Origin of the sequence: Streptomyces sp. S3(2020) (assembly GCF_013044505.1) — a bacterium.
Taxonomy (GTDB): Bacteria; Actinomycetota; Actinomycetes; order Streptomycetales; family Streptomycetaceae; genus Streptomyces.
This window is the reverse complement of the sequence record NZ_JABERD010000047.1, coordinates 1-13,786: the sequence shown is the minus strand read 5'-3', so window position 1 is coordinate 13,786 and position 13,786 is coordinate 1. Positions and strand designations below refer to the sequence as shown.

The 13,786-nt window shown below is 71.4% G+C and carries 10 protein-coding genes and 1 pseudogene; 5 read left to right on the top strand and 6 right to left on the bottom strand.

Going from position 1 to position 13,786, the window contains the following annotated elements; genetic code table 11:
- Positions 1-19: 19 nt before the first annotated feature.
- Positions 20-1,210, bottom strand: coding sequence for an acyl-CoA dehydrogenase family protein (locus HLK59_RS17410; RefSeq protein WP_171142354.1), 1,191 nt, complete (start codon positions 1,208-1,210; stop codon positions 20-22).
- A gap of 101 nt (positions 1,211-1,311) precedes the next feature.
- Positions 1,312-2,907, bottom strand: coding sequence for an MFS transporter (locus HLK59_RS17405; protein ID WP_171142353.1), 1,596 nt, complete (start codon positions 2,905-2,907; stop codon positions 1,312-1,314).
- A gap of 262 nt (positions 2,908-3,169) precedes the next feature.
- Between HLK59_RS17405 and HLK59_RS17400 the strand changes: the two genes are divergently transcribed.
- Together HLK59_RS17400 and HLK59_RS17395 are read left to right on the top strand one after the other, a co-directional pair.
- A complete protein-coding gene (locus tag HLK59_RS17400) occupies positions 3,170-4,441 on the top strand; it encodes a mannosyltransferase family protein (protein WP_171142352.1) in 1,272 nt (423 codons plus the stop codon).
- 238 nt (positions 4,442-4,679) lie between these two features.
- On the top strand, positions 4,680-5,678 hold the full coding sequence (locus tag HLK59_RS17395; RefSeq protein WP_171142351.1) for a phosphatase PAP2 family protein: 999 nt from the start codon (positions 4,680-4,682) through the stop codon (positions 5,676-5,678).
- A 99-nt stretch (positions 5,679-5,777) separates the two neighbouring features.
- On the opposite strand, the gene HLK59_RS17390 is transcribed toward HLK59_RS17395, so the two are convergent.
- A complete protein-coding gene (locus tag HLK59_RS17390; protein ID WP_171142350.1) occupies positions 5,778-5,993 on the bottom strand; it encodes an I78 family peptidase inhibitor in 216 nt (71 codons plus the stop codon).
- A gap of 27 nt (positions 5,994-6,020) precedes the next feature.
- Here HLK59_RS17390 and ctaD point away from each other — a divergent pair.
- Positions 6,021-7,916 (top strand): annotated as a pseudogene (gene ctaD / locus HLK59_RS17385) (cytochrome c oxidase subunit I); the annotation flags it as partial.
- A gap of 43 nt (positions 7,917-7,959) precedes the next feature.
- Here ctaD and HLK59_RS17380 read toward each other — a convergent pair.
- The 3 genes from HLK59_RS17380 to HLK59_RS17370 form a co-directional block, all read right to left on the bottom strand.
- Positions 7,960-9,000: a YafY family protein gene (locus HLK59_RS17380; protein WP_171142349.1), complete on the bottom strand. Its 1,041-nt coding sequence runs from the start codon at positions 8,998-9,000 to the stop codon at positions 7,960-7,962.
- A 71-nt stretch (positions 9,001-9,071) separates the two neighbouring features.
- Positions 9,072-10,361, bottom strand: a complete 1,290-nt coding sequence (locus HLK59_RS17375) for an ABC transporter substrate-binding protein (RefSeq protein ID WP_171142348.1) — start codon at positions 10,359-10,361, stop codon at positions 9,072-9,074.
- Positions 10,330-10,881 (bottom strand): hypothetical protein, encoded by a 552-nt coding sequence (locus HLK59_RS17370; RefSeq protein ID WP_171142347.1) that lies wholly within the window; start codon positions 10,879-10,881, stop codon positions 10,330-10,332. The genes HLK59_RS17375 and HLK59_RS17370 overlap by 32 nt, the downstream gene beginning before the upstream one ends.
- Before the next feature lie 124 nt (positions 10,882-11,005).
- On the opposite strand from HLK59_RS17370, the gene HLK59_RS17365 reads away from it, so the two are divergent.
- Together HLK59_RS17365 and HLK59_RS17360 are read left to right on the top strand one after the other, a co-directional pair.
- Complete coding sequence (locus HLK59_RS17365) at positions 11,006-11,473, top strand: hypothetical protein (protein WP_171142346.1); 468 nt, start codon at positions 11,006-11,008, stop codon at positions 11,471-11,473.
- A partial coding sequence (locus tag HLK59_RS17360) for an ATP-binding cassette domain-containing protein (RefSeq protein ID WP_171142345.1) occupies positions 11,473-13,786 on the top strand: 2,314 nt, incomplete at its 3' end. The genes HLK59_RS17365 and HLK59_RS17360, both read left to right, overlap by 1 nt.

The following is a 13,786-nucleotide window of genomic DNA, read 5'->3' as shown; positions in this document are numbered from 1 at the left end:
CTGCCCCCGCGCAGGGTTTTCACCGGAAGGCATCCAGCCCGGTGAGCGCCTTGCCCAGTACCAGTTGGTGCATCTCGACGGTCCCCTCGTACGTCAGCACCGACTCCAGATTCGTCGCGTGCCGCATGACGGGGTATTCGAGCGAGATCCCGTTGGCACCGAGGATGGTGCGCGACGTACGACAGATCTCGATCGCCTCCCGCACGTTGTTCAGCTTGCCGAAGCTGACCTGCTCGGGACGCAGGCGCCCGGCGTCCATGCGCCGCCCCAGATGGTGGGCGAGCAGAATCCCCTTGTGCAGCTCGACCGCCATGTCGGCGAGCTTGGCCTGGGTGAGCTGGAAGCCGCCGATGGGCCGCCCGAACTGCTCCCGCGACTTCGCGTAGTCGACGGCCGTCTCGAAACAGGACCGCGCCGCCCCCATCGCCCCCCAGACGATGCCGTAGCGAGCGTGCGACAGACAGCTGAGCGGGCCCTTGAGCCCGACGACCTCCGGCAGCACCGCGTCCGCGGGCAACCGCACGTCGTCGAGGACGAGTTCGCTGGTGACCGAGGCGCGCAGCGACCACTTGTGCTTGATCTCCGGTGCCGAGAAGCCGGCCGCGTCGGTCGGTACGACGAACCCGCGGATCCCCTCCTCGGTCTGCGCCCACACGACGGCGACCCCGGCGACGGACCCGTTGGTGATCCACATCTTGCGCCCGTTCAGGACCCAGTCCGTGCCGTCCCTCTTGGCGTACGTCCGCATCGCCGCGGGGTCGGACCCGTGGTCGGGCTCGGTCAGTCCGAAGCATCCGATGACCTCACCGGCGGCCATCCGCGGCAGCCAGGTCCGCTTCTGCTCCTCGGAGCCGAACCGGTGGACGGCGTACATGGCGAGGGAGCCCTGCACGGAGACGAGCGAGCGGATCCCGGAGTCGGCGGCCTCCAACTCCAGGCAGGCGAGCCCGTACTGCACGGCGCTGGCCCCGGCGCACCCGTACCCGTCGAGCGACATCCCGAGCGCCCCGATCCCGCCGAGCTCGCGGGCGAGTTCACGGATGCCGGGCAGTTCGCCGCTCTCGTACCACTCGGCGACGTACGGCAGCACCCGGTCCGCCGCCCACGACCGCACGGTGTCCCGGATGGCGAGGTCCTCCGGGTCTAGCAGGTCGTCGAGGCCGAGCGGGTCGGCCGGATCGAACGGGGGCAGCTTCGCGGACGCGGACATGGGGCACCCTCCGACGACTCAGAACGCGACTGAAAACTAGCAGCGCTAGTTACGACTCTCGGGCCGACGTTACGGGTGCAGTGTCGCGCACGTCCAGTACCTCAGGCCGAGACGCGGGCCTCCGCGACCTCCCGGGGCGCGGGCACCTCGACCGCCATCGGCTCGCACTGCATGGTCCGCGGCAGCCGCAGCGCCATCACCGCGCCGAGCAGCAGCAGACCCGCGCTGACCAGCAGCGTCACATGCAGCCCGTGCACGAAGCAGTCCCGCGCGGTGCGGCGCAGGGTCTCCCCTGCCGAGCCGCCGAGCCGCCCGGCGATCTCGTAGGCCTCGCCCAGCGAATGCCCCGCCGCGGCCGAGTCGGCCGCCGGAACGCCCCGCACCGACGACAGGCCGGGCGCGTACGCCGCGTTCATCACACTGCCGAGCAGGGCGATACCGATGCCCGCGCCCAGTTGGTACGAGGTCTCGCCGATCGCCGCGGCCCCACCCGCCTGCTCCGGCGGTGCCTCGCTCAGCATCGACTCGTACGCGCCGAAGAGCGTGGTCTCCAGGCCGAAGCCCAGCAGGACGAAGCCGAAGAGCAGCAGCGGCGCATTGTCCTCGCCGCCCATCGCCATGAGGGTCACCACGGCGAGGGCCGTCAGGACGAAGCCGAAGCAGACCATCCGGCGCGGTCCGAAGCGCCGCAGCATCCGGGCGCCGGCCAGCCCGGAGGCCATCGCCGCGATGGTGAGTGGCAGCAGCCGCAGCCCGGTCTCCAGCGGGGAGAGCCCCAGCACCAGCTGGAGATACTGCGCCGCGATCAGCTCCAGGCCCACCAGCGCGAGCATGGCCAGCACGATGCAGCCGACGGAGGTGCTGAAGGCCGGGCGGGAGAACATCCCCAGGTCGACGAGCGGATGGGTGCGGCGCCGCTGCCGTCGTACGAAGAGGACCAGCAGTACGGCGCCCACGACCAGCGGCAGCGCCGTGATCCCGTCGAGTTCCCCGCTGCCGAGCCGCTTCACGCCGAGGACCAGGCCGAAGAGTCCGGCCGCGGCCATCAGCGCGCCGATCACGTCCCAGGGGCCGTCGACGGTGCCCTTCGACTCGGGCAGCAGCAGACGGCCCACCGGCAGGCTGACCAGCATCAGCGGGATGTTGACGAGGAAGACCGAGCCCCACCAGAAGTGTTCGAGGAGGAAGCCGCCGAGCAGCGGCCCGACCGCGGCGCCCACGGCGGCCACCGCGCTCCAGATGCCGATGGCGAGCGCGCGCTCGCGCCGGTCGGGGAAGACCTGGCGGAGGATCGAGAGCGTGGCGGGCATGATCATCGCGCCGCCGACGCCGAGCAGGGCCCGCGCCACGATCAGCACCTGGGCGTTGTCCGCGAGGGCGGCCATGCCGGAGGCGACGCCGAACAGGGCGTAGCCGAGGAGAAGGACCCGTCTGCGGCCGACGCGGTCACCGAGCGTGCCGAACAGGATCAGCAGCGAGGCGCAGACGAGGGGGTAGACATCGACGATCCAGAGCAGTTCTATCGCGCCGGGCTTGAGATCCTCGGTGACGGCGGGGACCGCCACGTGCAGCACGGTCGCGTCGACCGCGACCAGCAGCAGGCTCACACAGAGGACGACGAGGACGACCCAGCGGTTGGCACCGGCCCCGGCCGCCCGACGGCGCAGCGCAGCGGCGGCCGTGGTCGTCCCGGACATGTACGTACCTCCCAGATGTTCCCTCGCGGTCGGCGGGCACACGGGGTGGGGACTCCCCGTGATCTCGGCCGGAGAGGAGCGGTGGTCTCCGGCCCGCGCAACGAAGGCGAGTGACACGTCAGCGTACGCGAGTTCACGCGTCGGCCAAGTGGTGGACCTCTCACACTCCGCGGAGAACACGTGTGGCGTACGCCACTCCCCCTCCCCTCCCTGCACGCCCCGATGGACGGTGCGGTTCGGCGGGCGGTCGATAATCGGACCCGTGACCGATCTTGAGACGCGCCCGGCGCCACCCGAAAGCGCGTTGCGCCGTGCGGCCCCGGCCCTCCTCGGGTACGCGGCCGTCCGCGCCCTGGGCCTGCTCGCCCTGATCCTGTGGAGCGCCGCGCGCGACAAGAGCGCGTACACGCTGCTGACGGCCCGCTGGGACTCCCTGTGGTACACGAGGGTCGCCGAGCTGGGGTACGGCTACGAGGTGCGGCTGCCCAACGGGGACGTCCACTCGAACCTGGCCTTCTTCCCGCTGCTGCCGTGGCTGGAGCGGGGCATCGCGGCGGTGACCCCCCTGTCCGCCGCCGACGCCGGCTTCGTCGTCAGCCTGCTCGCCTCGCTCGCGGCGGCCTGGGGCGTCTTCGCGGTGGCGGACCATGTGTACGGCCGTAGGGCCGGGGTCTGCGCGGTGCTGGTCTGGGCGATCCTCCCGGTCGGGATCGTCCAGTCGATGGCGTACAGCGAGTCGCTGTTCACCGCGCTCGCCGCGTGGTCGCTGTACGCGGTATTGACGGGCCGCTGGGTGACGGCGGGCGCCCTGGCGTCCCTGGCGGGCCTGACGCGGCCGGTGGGACTCGCGGTGGTCGCGGCGGTGTGGGTGGCGGGGATCGTCGCGTTCAGGCGGGACCGGGCCGCCACCGGCGGTCCCTCGTCCGGGCGGCGCCGAAGCGCGGCACGGCACGGCAGCGCGGCCGCCGGGGAACGCGCCCCGGAACCGGTGACGGAGGACTCGGACCGGCGCGCCCCGGGAACGGCCGGCGCACGCCCCCTCTTCCGCGCCCTGGGCATGCTCCTCGCCCCCCTCGGCGCCGCCGCCTACGTCCTCTGGGTCGGGCAGCACACCGGCAAGGGCCCCCTCGGCTATCTCGACGTCCAGGCGGGCTGGCGCAACGGGTTCGACGGGGGCTACGCCTTCGCACGGTTCGTCGGCGAGAAGTTCACGTCGTTCCCGTCGGCGCTCGCCGGGGTGGGGCTGATCGTCGGGGTCGGGCTCGTGGTGTGGCTGTACGTCGTCGGCGTACGGCAGCGTCAGCCGCTGCCGCTTCTGGTGTACGCGGGTGTCGTCACCGCGCTCGCCCTGTGCGCGTCGAGCTACTTCGGCTCGAAACCGCGCCTGCTGCTGCCCGCCTTCCCCCTTCTGTTCCCCCTCGCCCTGGCCCTCTCGCGGCTGCGGACGTCGAGGTCCGCGCTGGTGGTGGGCGGTATTGCCCTGGCGTCGGCCGTGTACGGGGCGTTCTGGCTGAACGGCTCGGGTCCGCCATGATCGACTCGCGGGGTCCGATGAGCACCGGGAGAATTCCACCCCATGATTCGGTGAACGAATTCATAAGCGGCAATAAACCGGAACCCGGAATGATCAAAGGAATTGAAGGGGGCGACCGGGTCAGATAGTGGATTCCTCGGAAATAAACCTCTCCCTGAGAGGAATCCCACATCACATCGTCATCACAAAGCCGTGGATTCGACGGGCATCGGACCTCACTCGCTGTAACGTCGATTGGGTGCGTACCGAACGAAACCTCACCCGTCTGGACCGGGTGTTCGCCAGGCTGGACCGTGAGCCGGAACGACCGGCTCACATCGACGTGCCCAGGATGTCCCGGCACCGGGTCGCGCTGATCGCCGGAGGCCTCGCCTTCTACCTGGCGATCGTGTGGCTCGTGGTCGACACATCGTGGCTGGTCCGCCTGGACTGGCAGGTCATGTTCTTCCGGCCGTACCAGCAGTGGGCGGAGATCCACTGGTTCGTGGACTACTACGTGGTGCTCGGCCAGCGCGGCCCGACCGCGGTGATGGTCGCGGCCTGGCTGGGCTGGCGCTCCTGGCGGCAGCACACCCTGCGCCCGCTGCTCACCCTGGGCGCCGTGCTGCTCCTGCTGAACATCACCGTGGGCGCCGCCAAGCTCGGCATGGGCCGGCTCGGCCCGCACTACGCGACCACCATCGGCGCCAACGAGATGGGTCTGGGCGGCGATATATTTCCCAGCGGCCACACCGCGAACGCCGTGGTGACCTGGGGCATCCTGGCCTATCTGGCCTCCACCCCGAGAGCCCGCAGATGGCTGTCCGCCGTCTCCGCGGTGACCTCGCTCGGCGTCGGCCTCGCCACCGTCTACCTCGGTACGCACTGGCTGAGCGACGTCATCCTGGGCTGGGTCGCGGGGCTGCTGGTCCTGCTGGCGCTGCCGTGGTGCGAGCCGCTGATCGCCCGTACCGAGACCGCCGTCTTCGACCTGCGCGACCGCTGGCGGGCCCGCCGCAGCGCACCCGCCGCCGTCAGGCCGGTCGAGGTCCCGATGCCGCTCAAGCCGCGCACCCCGGCCACCCAGAGCGAGCCCGCGGCCCGTTCGGCCCGGACGCCCGTCCATCTGGCACCGGGCCCGCACTCGGTCCGCTCGGAGCGCACCCCGATCACCCCGGTCGGCCCTCGCCGGCCGCCCCAGCCGGACCGCGTCGCACGCGGCACGACCTCGGCCGCCCGCCCCCTGACAGGCGGCTAGCCGGCGGACAGCGGGGACGGTACGCACACACCCACCCCGCCACGACGGCCCCGGTTCCCTCACAGGAGCCGGGGCCGTCGTCGTCCTCCGGGACGTGGGTCAGCCCTTCCAGGCGCGGGCCACGCGGCCGTCCCTCACCTCGAAGTTCAGCCGTCCCACGCGGTACTCCATGGTGATGATCGCCCCCGGTGGCAGCGAGCGCACGCTCGACCAGCCCTTCTCGCGGGCGAGCCGCTCAGCCCTGGCGGACTCCAGACCGACGTACGCGTCGGGGCTGTCGTGGGGTTCGGCGGGTGGTGTCGGTATCGGTGCCATACGGCCACGCTAGGCCCTGTCCGCGGGATGGGGCCAGGAATCAGGACACTGTGGGTCACTGATCCCTCTCCGGTCACGCTTCTGTCACAGGATGCCGACAGCCGTTTCTCTCAATCCCTGTCACACGTACGGGCGGTTCCGCAGGCCTTCCGCACGCAATCGAACGCAATTCCCGCGTGCCGGAGAGACCCCTCGAATAACCGGACGGAAAGTGCCGGAAGACGCGCTTCCGGAGCCTTTCCATTCCGATTCGGTGCGGGGCCGCGGGAGCTGACGCCGCGTAGGAAAAACACGGATCCGACACAGAATCCCCGTACGCCCCCTGTCGCCGTACACGACGACGCGAGCATCATGACGGCGGACCCGGGACGTGACGAGCGAAGGGGCGAGCTGGCGATGGGGACCGAGACCGCGCAGACGACGGTGCGACCCGTGCGGAGCAGGAGCCACGGCCGGGTGATCGTCGACTGGCTGACCACCACCGACCACAAGAAGATCGGCCATCTCTACCTGATCACGTCGTTCGTGTTCTTCCTGGCCGGCGGTCTCATGGCGCTGCTGATGCGCGCCGAACTCGCCCGGCCCGGGCTCCAGATCATCGACAACCAGCAGTTCAACCAGATGTTCACGATGCACGGCACGATCATGCTGCTGCTGTTCGCGACCCCGAGCTTCGCGGGCTTCGCCAACGAGCTGATGCCGTTGCAGATCGGCGCGCCCGACGTGGCCTTCCCGCGGCTGAACATGCTGTCGTACTGGCTGTTCCTGTTCGGCGGTCTGATCGTGATGGGTTCACTGCTGGTGCCGTCCGGGCCCGCGGCCTTCGGCTGGTTCGCCTACGCGCCGCTCAACAGCATGGAGCGCTCGCCCGGCATCGGCGCCGACCTGTGGATCATGGGGCTCGCGCTGGCCGGCTTCGGCACGATCCTCGGCGCGGTCAACTTCATCACCACCATCATCGGGATGCGCGCCCCCGGCATGACGATGTTCCGGATGCCGATCTTCACCTGGAACACGCTGTTCACGTCGATCCTGATCCTGATGGCGTTCCCGGTCCTCGCGGCCGCGCTGCTCTGTCTGGAGGCGGACCGCCGGTTCGGCTCCCAGGTGTTCGCCTCGGCCAACGGCGGGGCACTGCTGTGGCAGCACCTGTTCTGGTTCTTCGGCCATCCCGAGGTGTACATCATCGCGTTGCCGTTCTTCGGCATCATCACGGAGATCCTCCCGGTCTTCAGCCGCAAGCCGCTCTTCGGCTATCTGACGCTGGTCGGGGCGACGATGGCGATCACCGGGCTGTCCGTGGTCGTGTGGGCGCACCACATGTTCGTGACGGGGGCGGTGCTGCTGCCGTTCTTCTCCTTCATGAGCTTCCTGATCGCGGTGCCGACGGGCGTGAAGTTCTTCAACTGGACCGGGACCATGCTCAAGGGCTCGCTGTCCTTCGAGACCCCGATGCTGTGGGCCACGGGCTTCCTGGTGACGTTCCTGTTCGGCGGTCTGACCGGGGTGATCCTGGCGTCACCACCGCTGGACTTCCATGTCTCCGACTCGTACTTCGTCGTCGCCCACTTCCACTACGTCGTCTTCGGCACGGTCGTGTTCGCGATCTTCGGCGGCTTCTACTTCTGGTGGCCCAAGTTCACCGGGAAGATGCTCGACGAACGGCTCGGAAAGATCCAGTTCTGGACGCTGTTCATCGGCTTCCACACCACGTTCCTGGTGCAGCACTGGCTGGGCGCGGAGGGCATGCCGCGCCGGTACGCCGACTATCTCGCCGCCGACGGGTTCACCGCGCTCAACACGATCTCGACGATCGGCGCGTTCGTGCTCGGCATCTCGACGCTGCCGTTCCTCTACAACGTCTGGAAGACCGCCAAGTACGGCGAGAAGGTCGAGGTCGACGACCCCTGGGGCTACGGCCGTTCCCTGGAGTGGGCGACCTCCTGCCCGCCCCCGCGGCACAACTTCACGACGCTGCCACGGATCCGCTCCGAGTCCCCGGCGTTCGATCTGCACCATCCCGAGTACGCGGCCCTGGCCCCTCGGCCCGAGCCAGAGAGCGGGCGAGCCGGTCACGGGCCGTCCTGATCGCCTCGGTCAGCTCGGCGGGCTCCAGCACCTCGAACTCGAAGCCCATCAACATCACGTGGATCACCATCACGTCGAGGCTCGCGGCCCCGGTGCGCAGGATGCAGGCCTCCGGCCCGTCGGCCTCCAGCTGCCCGGCGGAGGGCGAGACGCGGCCGATGGCCTCCTCCAGGGGCACCAGGAGCCGCACGACGGCGTGCGCCGCGTACGCGCGCGTGGAGACGCCCCGGGAGACGAACTCGGCCAGGTCCTCGGCCGGGGGTGTGCGCGGGGTGAAGCGGGGGCCGTGCGGCGGCCTGGGGGTGATGCGGTCGACGCGGAAGGTCCGCCAGTCGTCGCGGTCGAGGTCCCAGGCGACCAGGTACCAGCGCCGCTCGGTGCACACCAGGCGGTGCGGCTCGACGGTACGGCGGCTGGGGGTGCCCGTGTGGTCGCTGTACTCGAAGCGCAGGCGTTCGGCGTCCCGACAGAGGTGGGCGAGTTCGGTCAGCACGGCCGGGTCGACGGCGTTCGGTTGCGGGCCGCGCAGCATCGGCACGGTGAAGGCGTTCAGGGCGCCCACGCGGCGGCGCAGCCGGCTCGGCAGGACCTGCTCCAGCTTGGCGAGGGCCCGCACCGAGGTCTCGCCGATGCCCTCGATGCCCTGCCCGGCGGCCGTGCGCAGCCCCACGGCGACCGCGACCGCCTCGTCGTCGTCCAGGAGCAGCGGCGGCAGCTCGGCGCCCGCGCCCAGCTGGTAGCCGCCGCCGGTGCCGGGGCTGGCGTTGACCGGGTAGCCCAGCTCGCGCAGCCGGTCGACGTCCCGGCGCACGGTGCGCGGGGTGACGCCGAGACGTTCGGCGAGGTCGGCGCCGGACCAGTCGCGGTGGGCCTGGAGGAGCGAGAGCAGGCGCAGGAGTCGTGCCGAGGTCTCCAACATGCACCCGAGTCTGGCAGGCCTTGCGGACAGTCACGGTCCGCAAGCCGAGCAGACCAACGCCCTCCCCCGGGTCAGTAGGGCAGTTGCGGCACGTCGAAGCAGGTGTCGTCCATGTCCCCCTGCGACACCCACCCCTTGCCGTCCTGCCACCGGGCCACCGACAGACACGTCCTGCGGGTCGCCGGCGGCTCGGCCAACCGCTCGAACCGGACCGGAACCAGCAGCCCGTCGGCGGTGTAGTCCTCGCTGCGGTTCATGTACGCGTCCACGCACGCGCGCGTGACGTCGTCCCCGCAGGACTCCGCGGCCGCAGTGAACCACTTCGCGGCCGCCCACCCTTCCAACTGCCACTGGGAGTGCGTCTTCAGCCCCTTCGTGGCGTCCCGGAACTCCCGTACGGCCTCGTGGTCCGTGTCCTCGTAGTCGCGGCTGGAACCGGTGGCCCACAGGGCGTTGCGGCAGCGCGGGGAGTCCTTGTAGTCGTCGGGGACGGTGGAGCTCCAGTTCTGCACGTTGGTGACCTTGGCGGTGACCCGCACGCCGACGTCGTCCATCGCCTCGCACAGCCGCGCGTTGCCATGGGAGTCGATGGCGTCGAAGACGAGGTCGGCGCCCTGCTCCTTCAGATCGGCCGCGACGGCACGGAAGTTGGGCAGCGCGAAGTCGACCTGCTCGCTCACCACCTCGTATCCCTCGGCCTCCAGACCCCGCTCGACGAGCCGGGCGTAGGCGGCCGAGGCCGCCTGGTTGTACGAGACGACGGCGGCCGTGCGCGCCCCGTGCTCCCGCTTGAAGTAGCGGTAGACCTCGGTACCGCCGTACTGCTCTCCGTTCCACCCCTTGGTGCCGTCGCGGGGCGCGAGGCTGCCGTAGATGCCGTACAGGTGCGGATACGTGTCGTAGGCGGCCCCGATGGGCTGGCCGCCGATGTCGGGCACGCGCGCGCGGGAGACCCGGGAGGCGCCCGCGTAGTCGAGGGCGGTGGTGGCGACCAGGGCCACCACCTCGTCCTCCTCGATCAGCTGGTGCACACAGGTGTTGTTGCCGACGCCGCTGCCGCCGTCGTCGCACTCCCGGACCTCGACGCGGCGCCCGTCGATGCCTCCGCGCGCGTTGAGCCGGTCGAACCAGGCCTTCGCGCCGTCACGGGGGCCGACGAAGGTGTCGCCGCCGACCGGGCTGGTGGCGCTGGTGATGATGCCGACGCGGATCGGAACGCTGCCGCTCGGCGTGGCCGCGGCCCCCTCGCCGTTCCCTTCGAAGTCGCTCTCCGGGAGCCGGCTGCCGCAGGCCGCGCTCAGGGCGAGCAGCAGCACCGCGGCCGCGGCCTCAGCAGCCCGGAAGGGCCGACGCCGACGCATTGCCGCTCAGCTGGACCAGAGCGCACAGCGTGCTGACGGACACCTTCCAGGCGCCGTCGTCCTCGACCGCCGTCCCGGAGGTGTCCGGCAGGGCGGTGGCGCCGTTCATGAGCAGGGTGTACGTCACGGTCGCCTTGGTCGGTGAGGTGAACTCGACCTTGGTGACCTGCGCCTCGACCTGTCCGCCGCGCTCGTCGCCGCTGAAGGCCGCCATGACCGGGCCCATCTCCTCGCCGTTCTCCAGGACGGCCTGCTTCTCCTTCGTGGAGGTCTTCGGGTCGAAGAACTTCTCCCAGTTCTCCTTGACCTCCTTCTCGGCCGCCGCCTGGTCGGCGGGCCCACTGGCCGGCGCGCTCGTCTGAGGTGCGCTGGTCGTCGTCTCCGGGGTCGGGGTCATGGATGGCGTCTCGTTCCCGCCGCTGTCGTCGCTGCACGCCGTGAGGGCCGCGGCGAGGACGAACACCACCGCCACCAGCCCTCGGCTGCCGTTCCCCCACTTGCGGTCGCTCCCGAGAACCATCTGGCTCACCACCGGGTGTCGGTCCGGGCCATGTGCGCCCGGTGCTTTCAGGGTCAGCTTCCAGAAGGCATAGTGCAAGCCATTGGCTGACATGGACAGACACATGACGTGCTGGGAGCCAGAGATGCGGACAGCCCGACTGCGGACCGTGCACCCTGTCCTGTGGGCCGGCTGGGCCGCGCTCGCCGCGGGTGCGGTGCTGTGTGTCATCGGCTGGTACGGCGTCTCCGGCGAACGCTACGCCGAACGTCAGCTGCCCTACCTCGCCTCCTGCACGGTCCCCGGCGCCGCGCTGATCATCGCCGGCGCGGTCCTGCTCGCGCACGGCCGCAACACGATCGCCGCGCTGCGCGTGGAGGAGCTGTACGGCCTGCTGGTGGCCACGGAGCCCGCGGAGGAGCCGGGGCGGGCGACGGCACCGATCGCGGTCAGCCCGGACCTGCTGATGGTGCCGGGCGGCACGCTGTGGCACCGCGCGGACTGTCCGCTGGTCTCCGGCAAGGTGGAGGCCGTGCCGGTGGACACCAAGCTGGTGGCCAACGGTGAGCTGGGCCCCTGCCCCATCTGCGAGCCCGCCGAAGAAACCGACTGATGTCGTCCCTCACCTACGACCTCACGCTCGCCGGTCTCTCCGTCGGCGCCGCCGCCGCGCTCACCGGGATCGGCCTGATCGTGACGTACCGCGCGACGGGTGTCCTGAACTTCGCGCACGGGGCGATCGCGATGGTGTGCGCGTTCGTGCTGCGCCAGTGCGTGGTCGAGTGGGGCTGGCCGCTGTGGGCGGGCGCGACGCTGACGCTGCTGGTGCTGGCGCCGGGGCTCGGCGTGGTGCTGGAACGCTTCGTCTTCCGGCCCCTGTCGGCCCTGGGCGGCGACCCGGCGCAGACGCTGGTCGCGTCCATCGGGGTGTTCGTGCTGCTGGTGGGCGGGGCGGCGCTGCTGTGGGGGCAGGGGGCGCGGGACGACGCGCCGGAGCTGGTGTCGGCGGACCCGTGGGGCCAACTGGCCGTGGTCCTCGTCCTGTCCGTGGCTGTCGGCGCGGTGATCCGCCGGACGCGCTTCGGGCGGGAGCTGCGGGCCGTGGTGGACGACCGGCGACTGGCCGTGCTGGGCGGGATCGACGCGGACCGGGTGGCCGCGGCGGGCTGGGCGTTCGGCTCGTTCACGGCGGGCCTGACGGGCGTACTGCTGGCCCCGTTCGTCCGACTGGACCCGTACGGCCTGCCGCTGCTGGTCATGGAGGTCGTGGCGGTCGCGGTGGCGGCACGGATGCGCAGTCTGCCGGTCGCCGTGGTGGTCGCGCTGGGCATCGGGGTGGCGCAGAGCCAGCTGACGCGGCTGCATCCGTCGGGCTGGGGCGAACCGTTGCTCCAGGCGGTGGGGGCGAACCTGTTCGTGGTCGCGCTGCTCGTCGCGGCGCTCGTGCTGCCCCGGATCGGCACCCGCGACGCGCTCCCGCGCACGGCCACCGCGCGCGTGGCGACTCCGCCGGGCGCGTGGATCGTGGCGGTGGTGCTCTTCCTGCTGCCGCTGGGCTTCGCGGGCTCGGATCTGCAGACGTCGGTACAGGTACCGGCGTTGGGCGTGGTGCTGCTGTCGCTGGTGGTGGTCACGGGCCGCGGCGGTCAGATCTCGCTCGGGCAGGCGGCGTACGCCGGACTGGGCGCCCTGTTCACGGCGCTGCTGGCGGCGGGCCGCTTCCCCGGACTGCCCCGCCTTCCCGAGCTGGCCGCGCTCGCGGTGGCCGTCGTGCTGGTGGCGCCCCTGGGCCTGCTGACGGGCTGGCCCGCGATCAGCCGCCAGGGCCTGGCGCTGGCCCTGGCGACCTTCGCGGTGGGCGTGGGGGTGAGCCGTTTCGTCTTCGCCCAGCCGTACGCCACGTCGGGGCTGTCGCTGGGCCGCCCGTCGGGCTTCGACGGCGACCGGGCGTACTACGTCCTGGAGTTGGCGCTGCTCGCGGCGGCCCTGCTGGCCACGCGCCTGCTCCGCACGGGCCGTACGGGCAGGGCGCTGGCGGCGATGCGCGACCACGAGGCGGGTGCGTCGGCGGCGGGCGTCCGGGTCCCGTCCCTCAAGCTGCTGGCCTTCGTGGCGGGCGCCGCGCTGGCCGCCCTCGGCGGCGGCATGCTCGGCATGGGCCTGCGCGCCTTCGACCCCGGCGCCTACGACCCCGTCCGCGGGCTGCTGTGGTTCGCGGCGGTGGTGGTCCTGGGCGCCGACAGCACCCTCGGCGCCCTGCTGGCGGCGGCCCTCCTCGTCGGGCTCGACGCGGGCGCGCGGGGCGGCATGGCGGCGGCCCTGATCGGCGTACTCGCGCTGCTGGTCGGCCGCTTCCCGGGCGGCCCCTACGAGGCACTGCGCACGGCGACGGGCAGACTGCGCCTGCGCCGGGGCGCGAGCCTGACACCGCTCGGGGAGCGGGTACGGACGCGGCTGCGGACGCCGGGGGAACGGCCGGCGCAGATCCAGGATTCAGCGGGCGACCGTACGAGAGCCGCAGCCGCCGACGGCGCTGTACCCCCACAAGGGCCACCCGCACCCGCCGACGAAAGTGGCACGGGTGATGCGGGTGGGAAACAAATCCCGGCCGAAGGCCGGGTCCTGAAAGCCCGCAACCTCAAAGCCCGCTACGGCGGTTTCACCGCCCTCGCCGGAGTCGACCTCGACATCACCCCAGGAACGGTCACCGCGATCATCGGCCCCAACGGCGCAGGCAAGAGCACCCTGTTCCACTGTCTGGCCGGCACGCTCCGCCCCACCGGCGGCAGGATCCTCCTCGGCACCCGGAACATCACCCGCCTCCCCGCCCATGCCCGCACCCGCCTCGGCATCGCCCGCACCTTCCAGCAACTCGCGGTCTTCCCCTCGCTGACCGTGTCCGAAAACGTTCACGTGGGCGCCGGAC

What these genes read in the sequence shown, in the direction of transcription:
- HLK59_RS17410 (WP_171142354.1), bottom strand. Translation starts at nt 1,210, where the DNA reads ATGTCCGCGTCCGCGAAGCTGCCCCCGTTCGATCCGGCCGACCCGCTC.
- HLK59_RS17405 (WP_171142353.1), bottom strand. Translation starts at nt 2,907, where the DNA reads ATGTCCGGGACGACCACGGCCGCCGCTGCGCTGCGCCGTCGGGCGGCC.
- HLK59_RS17390 (WP_171142350.1), bottom strand. Translation starts at nt 5,993, where the DNA reads ATGGCACCGATACCGACACCACCCGCCGAACCCCACGACAGCCCCGAC.
- HLK59_RS17380 (WP_171142349.1), bottom strand. Translation starts at nt 9,000, where the DNA reads ATGTTGGAGACCTCGGCACGACTCCTGCGCCTGCTCTCGCTCCTCCAG.
- HLK59_RS17375 (WP_171142348.1), bottom strand. Translation starts at nt 10,361, where the DNA reads ATGCGTCGGCGTCGGCCCTTCCGGGCTGCTGAGGCCGCGGCCGCGGTG.
- HLK59_RS17370 (WP_171142347.1), bottom strand. Translation starts at nt 10,881, where the DNA reads ATGGTTCTCGGGAGCGACCGCAAGTGGGGGAACGGCAGCCGAGGGCTG.
- HLK59_RS17365 (WP_171142346.1), top strand. Translation starts at nt 11,006, where the DNA reads ATGCGGACAGCCCGACTGCGGACCGTGCACCCTGTCCTGTGGGCCGGC.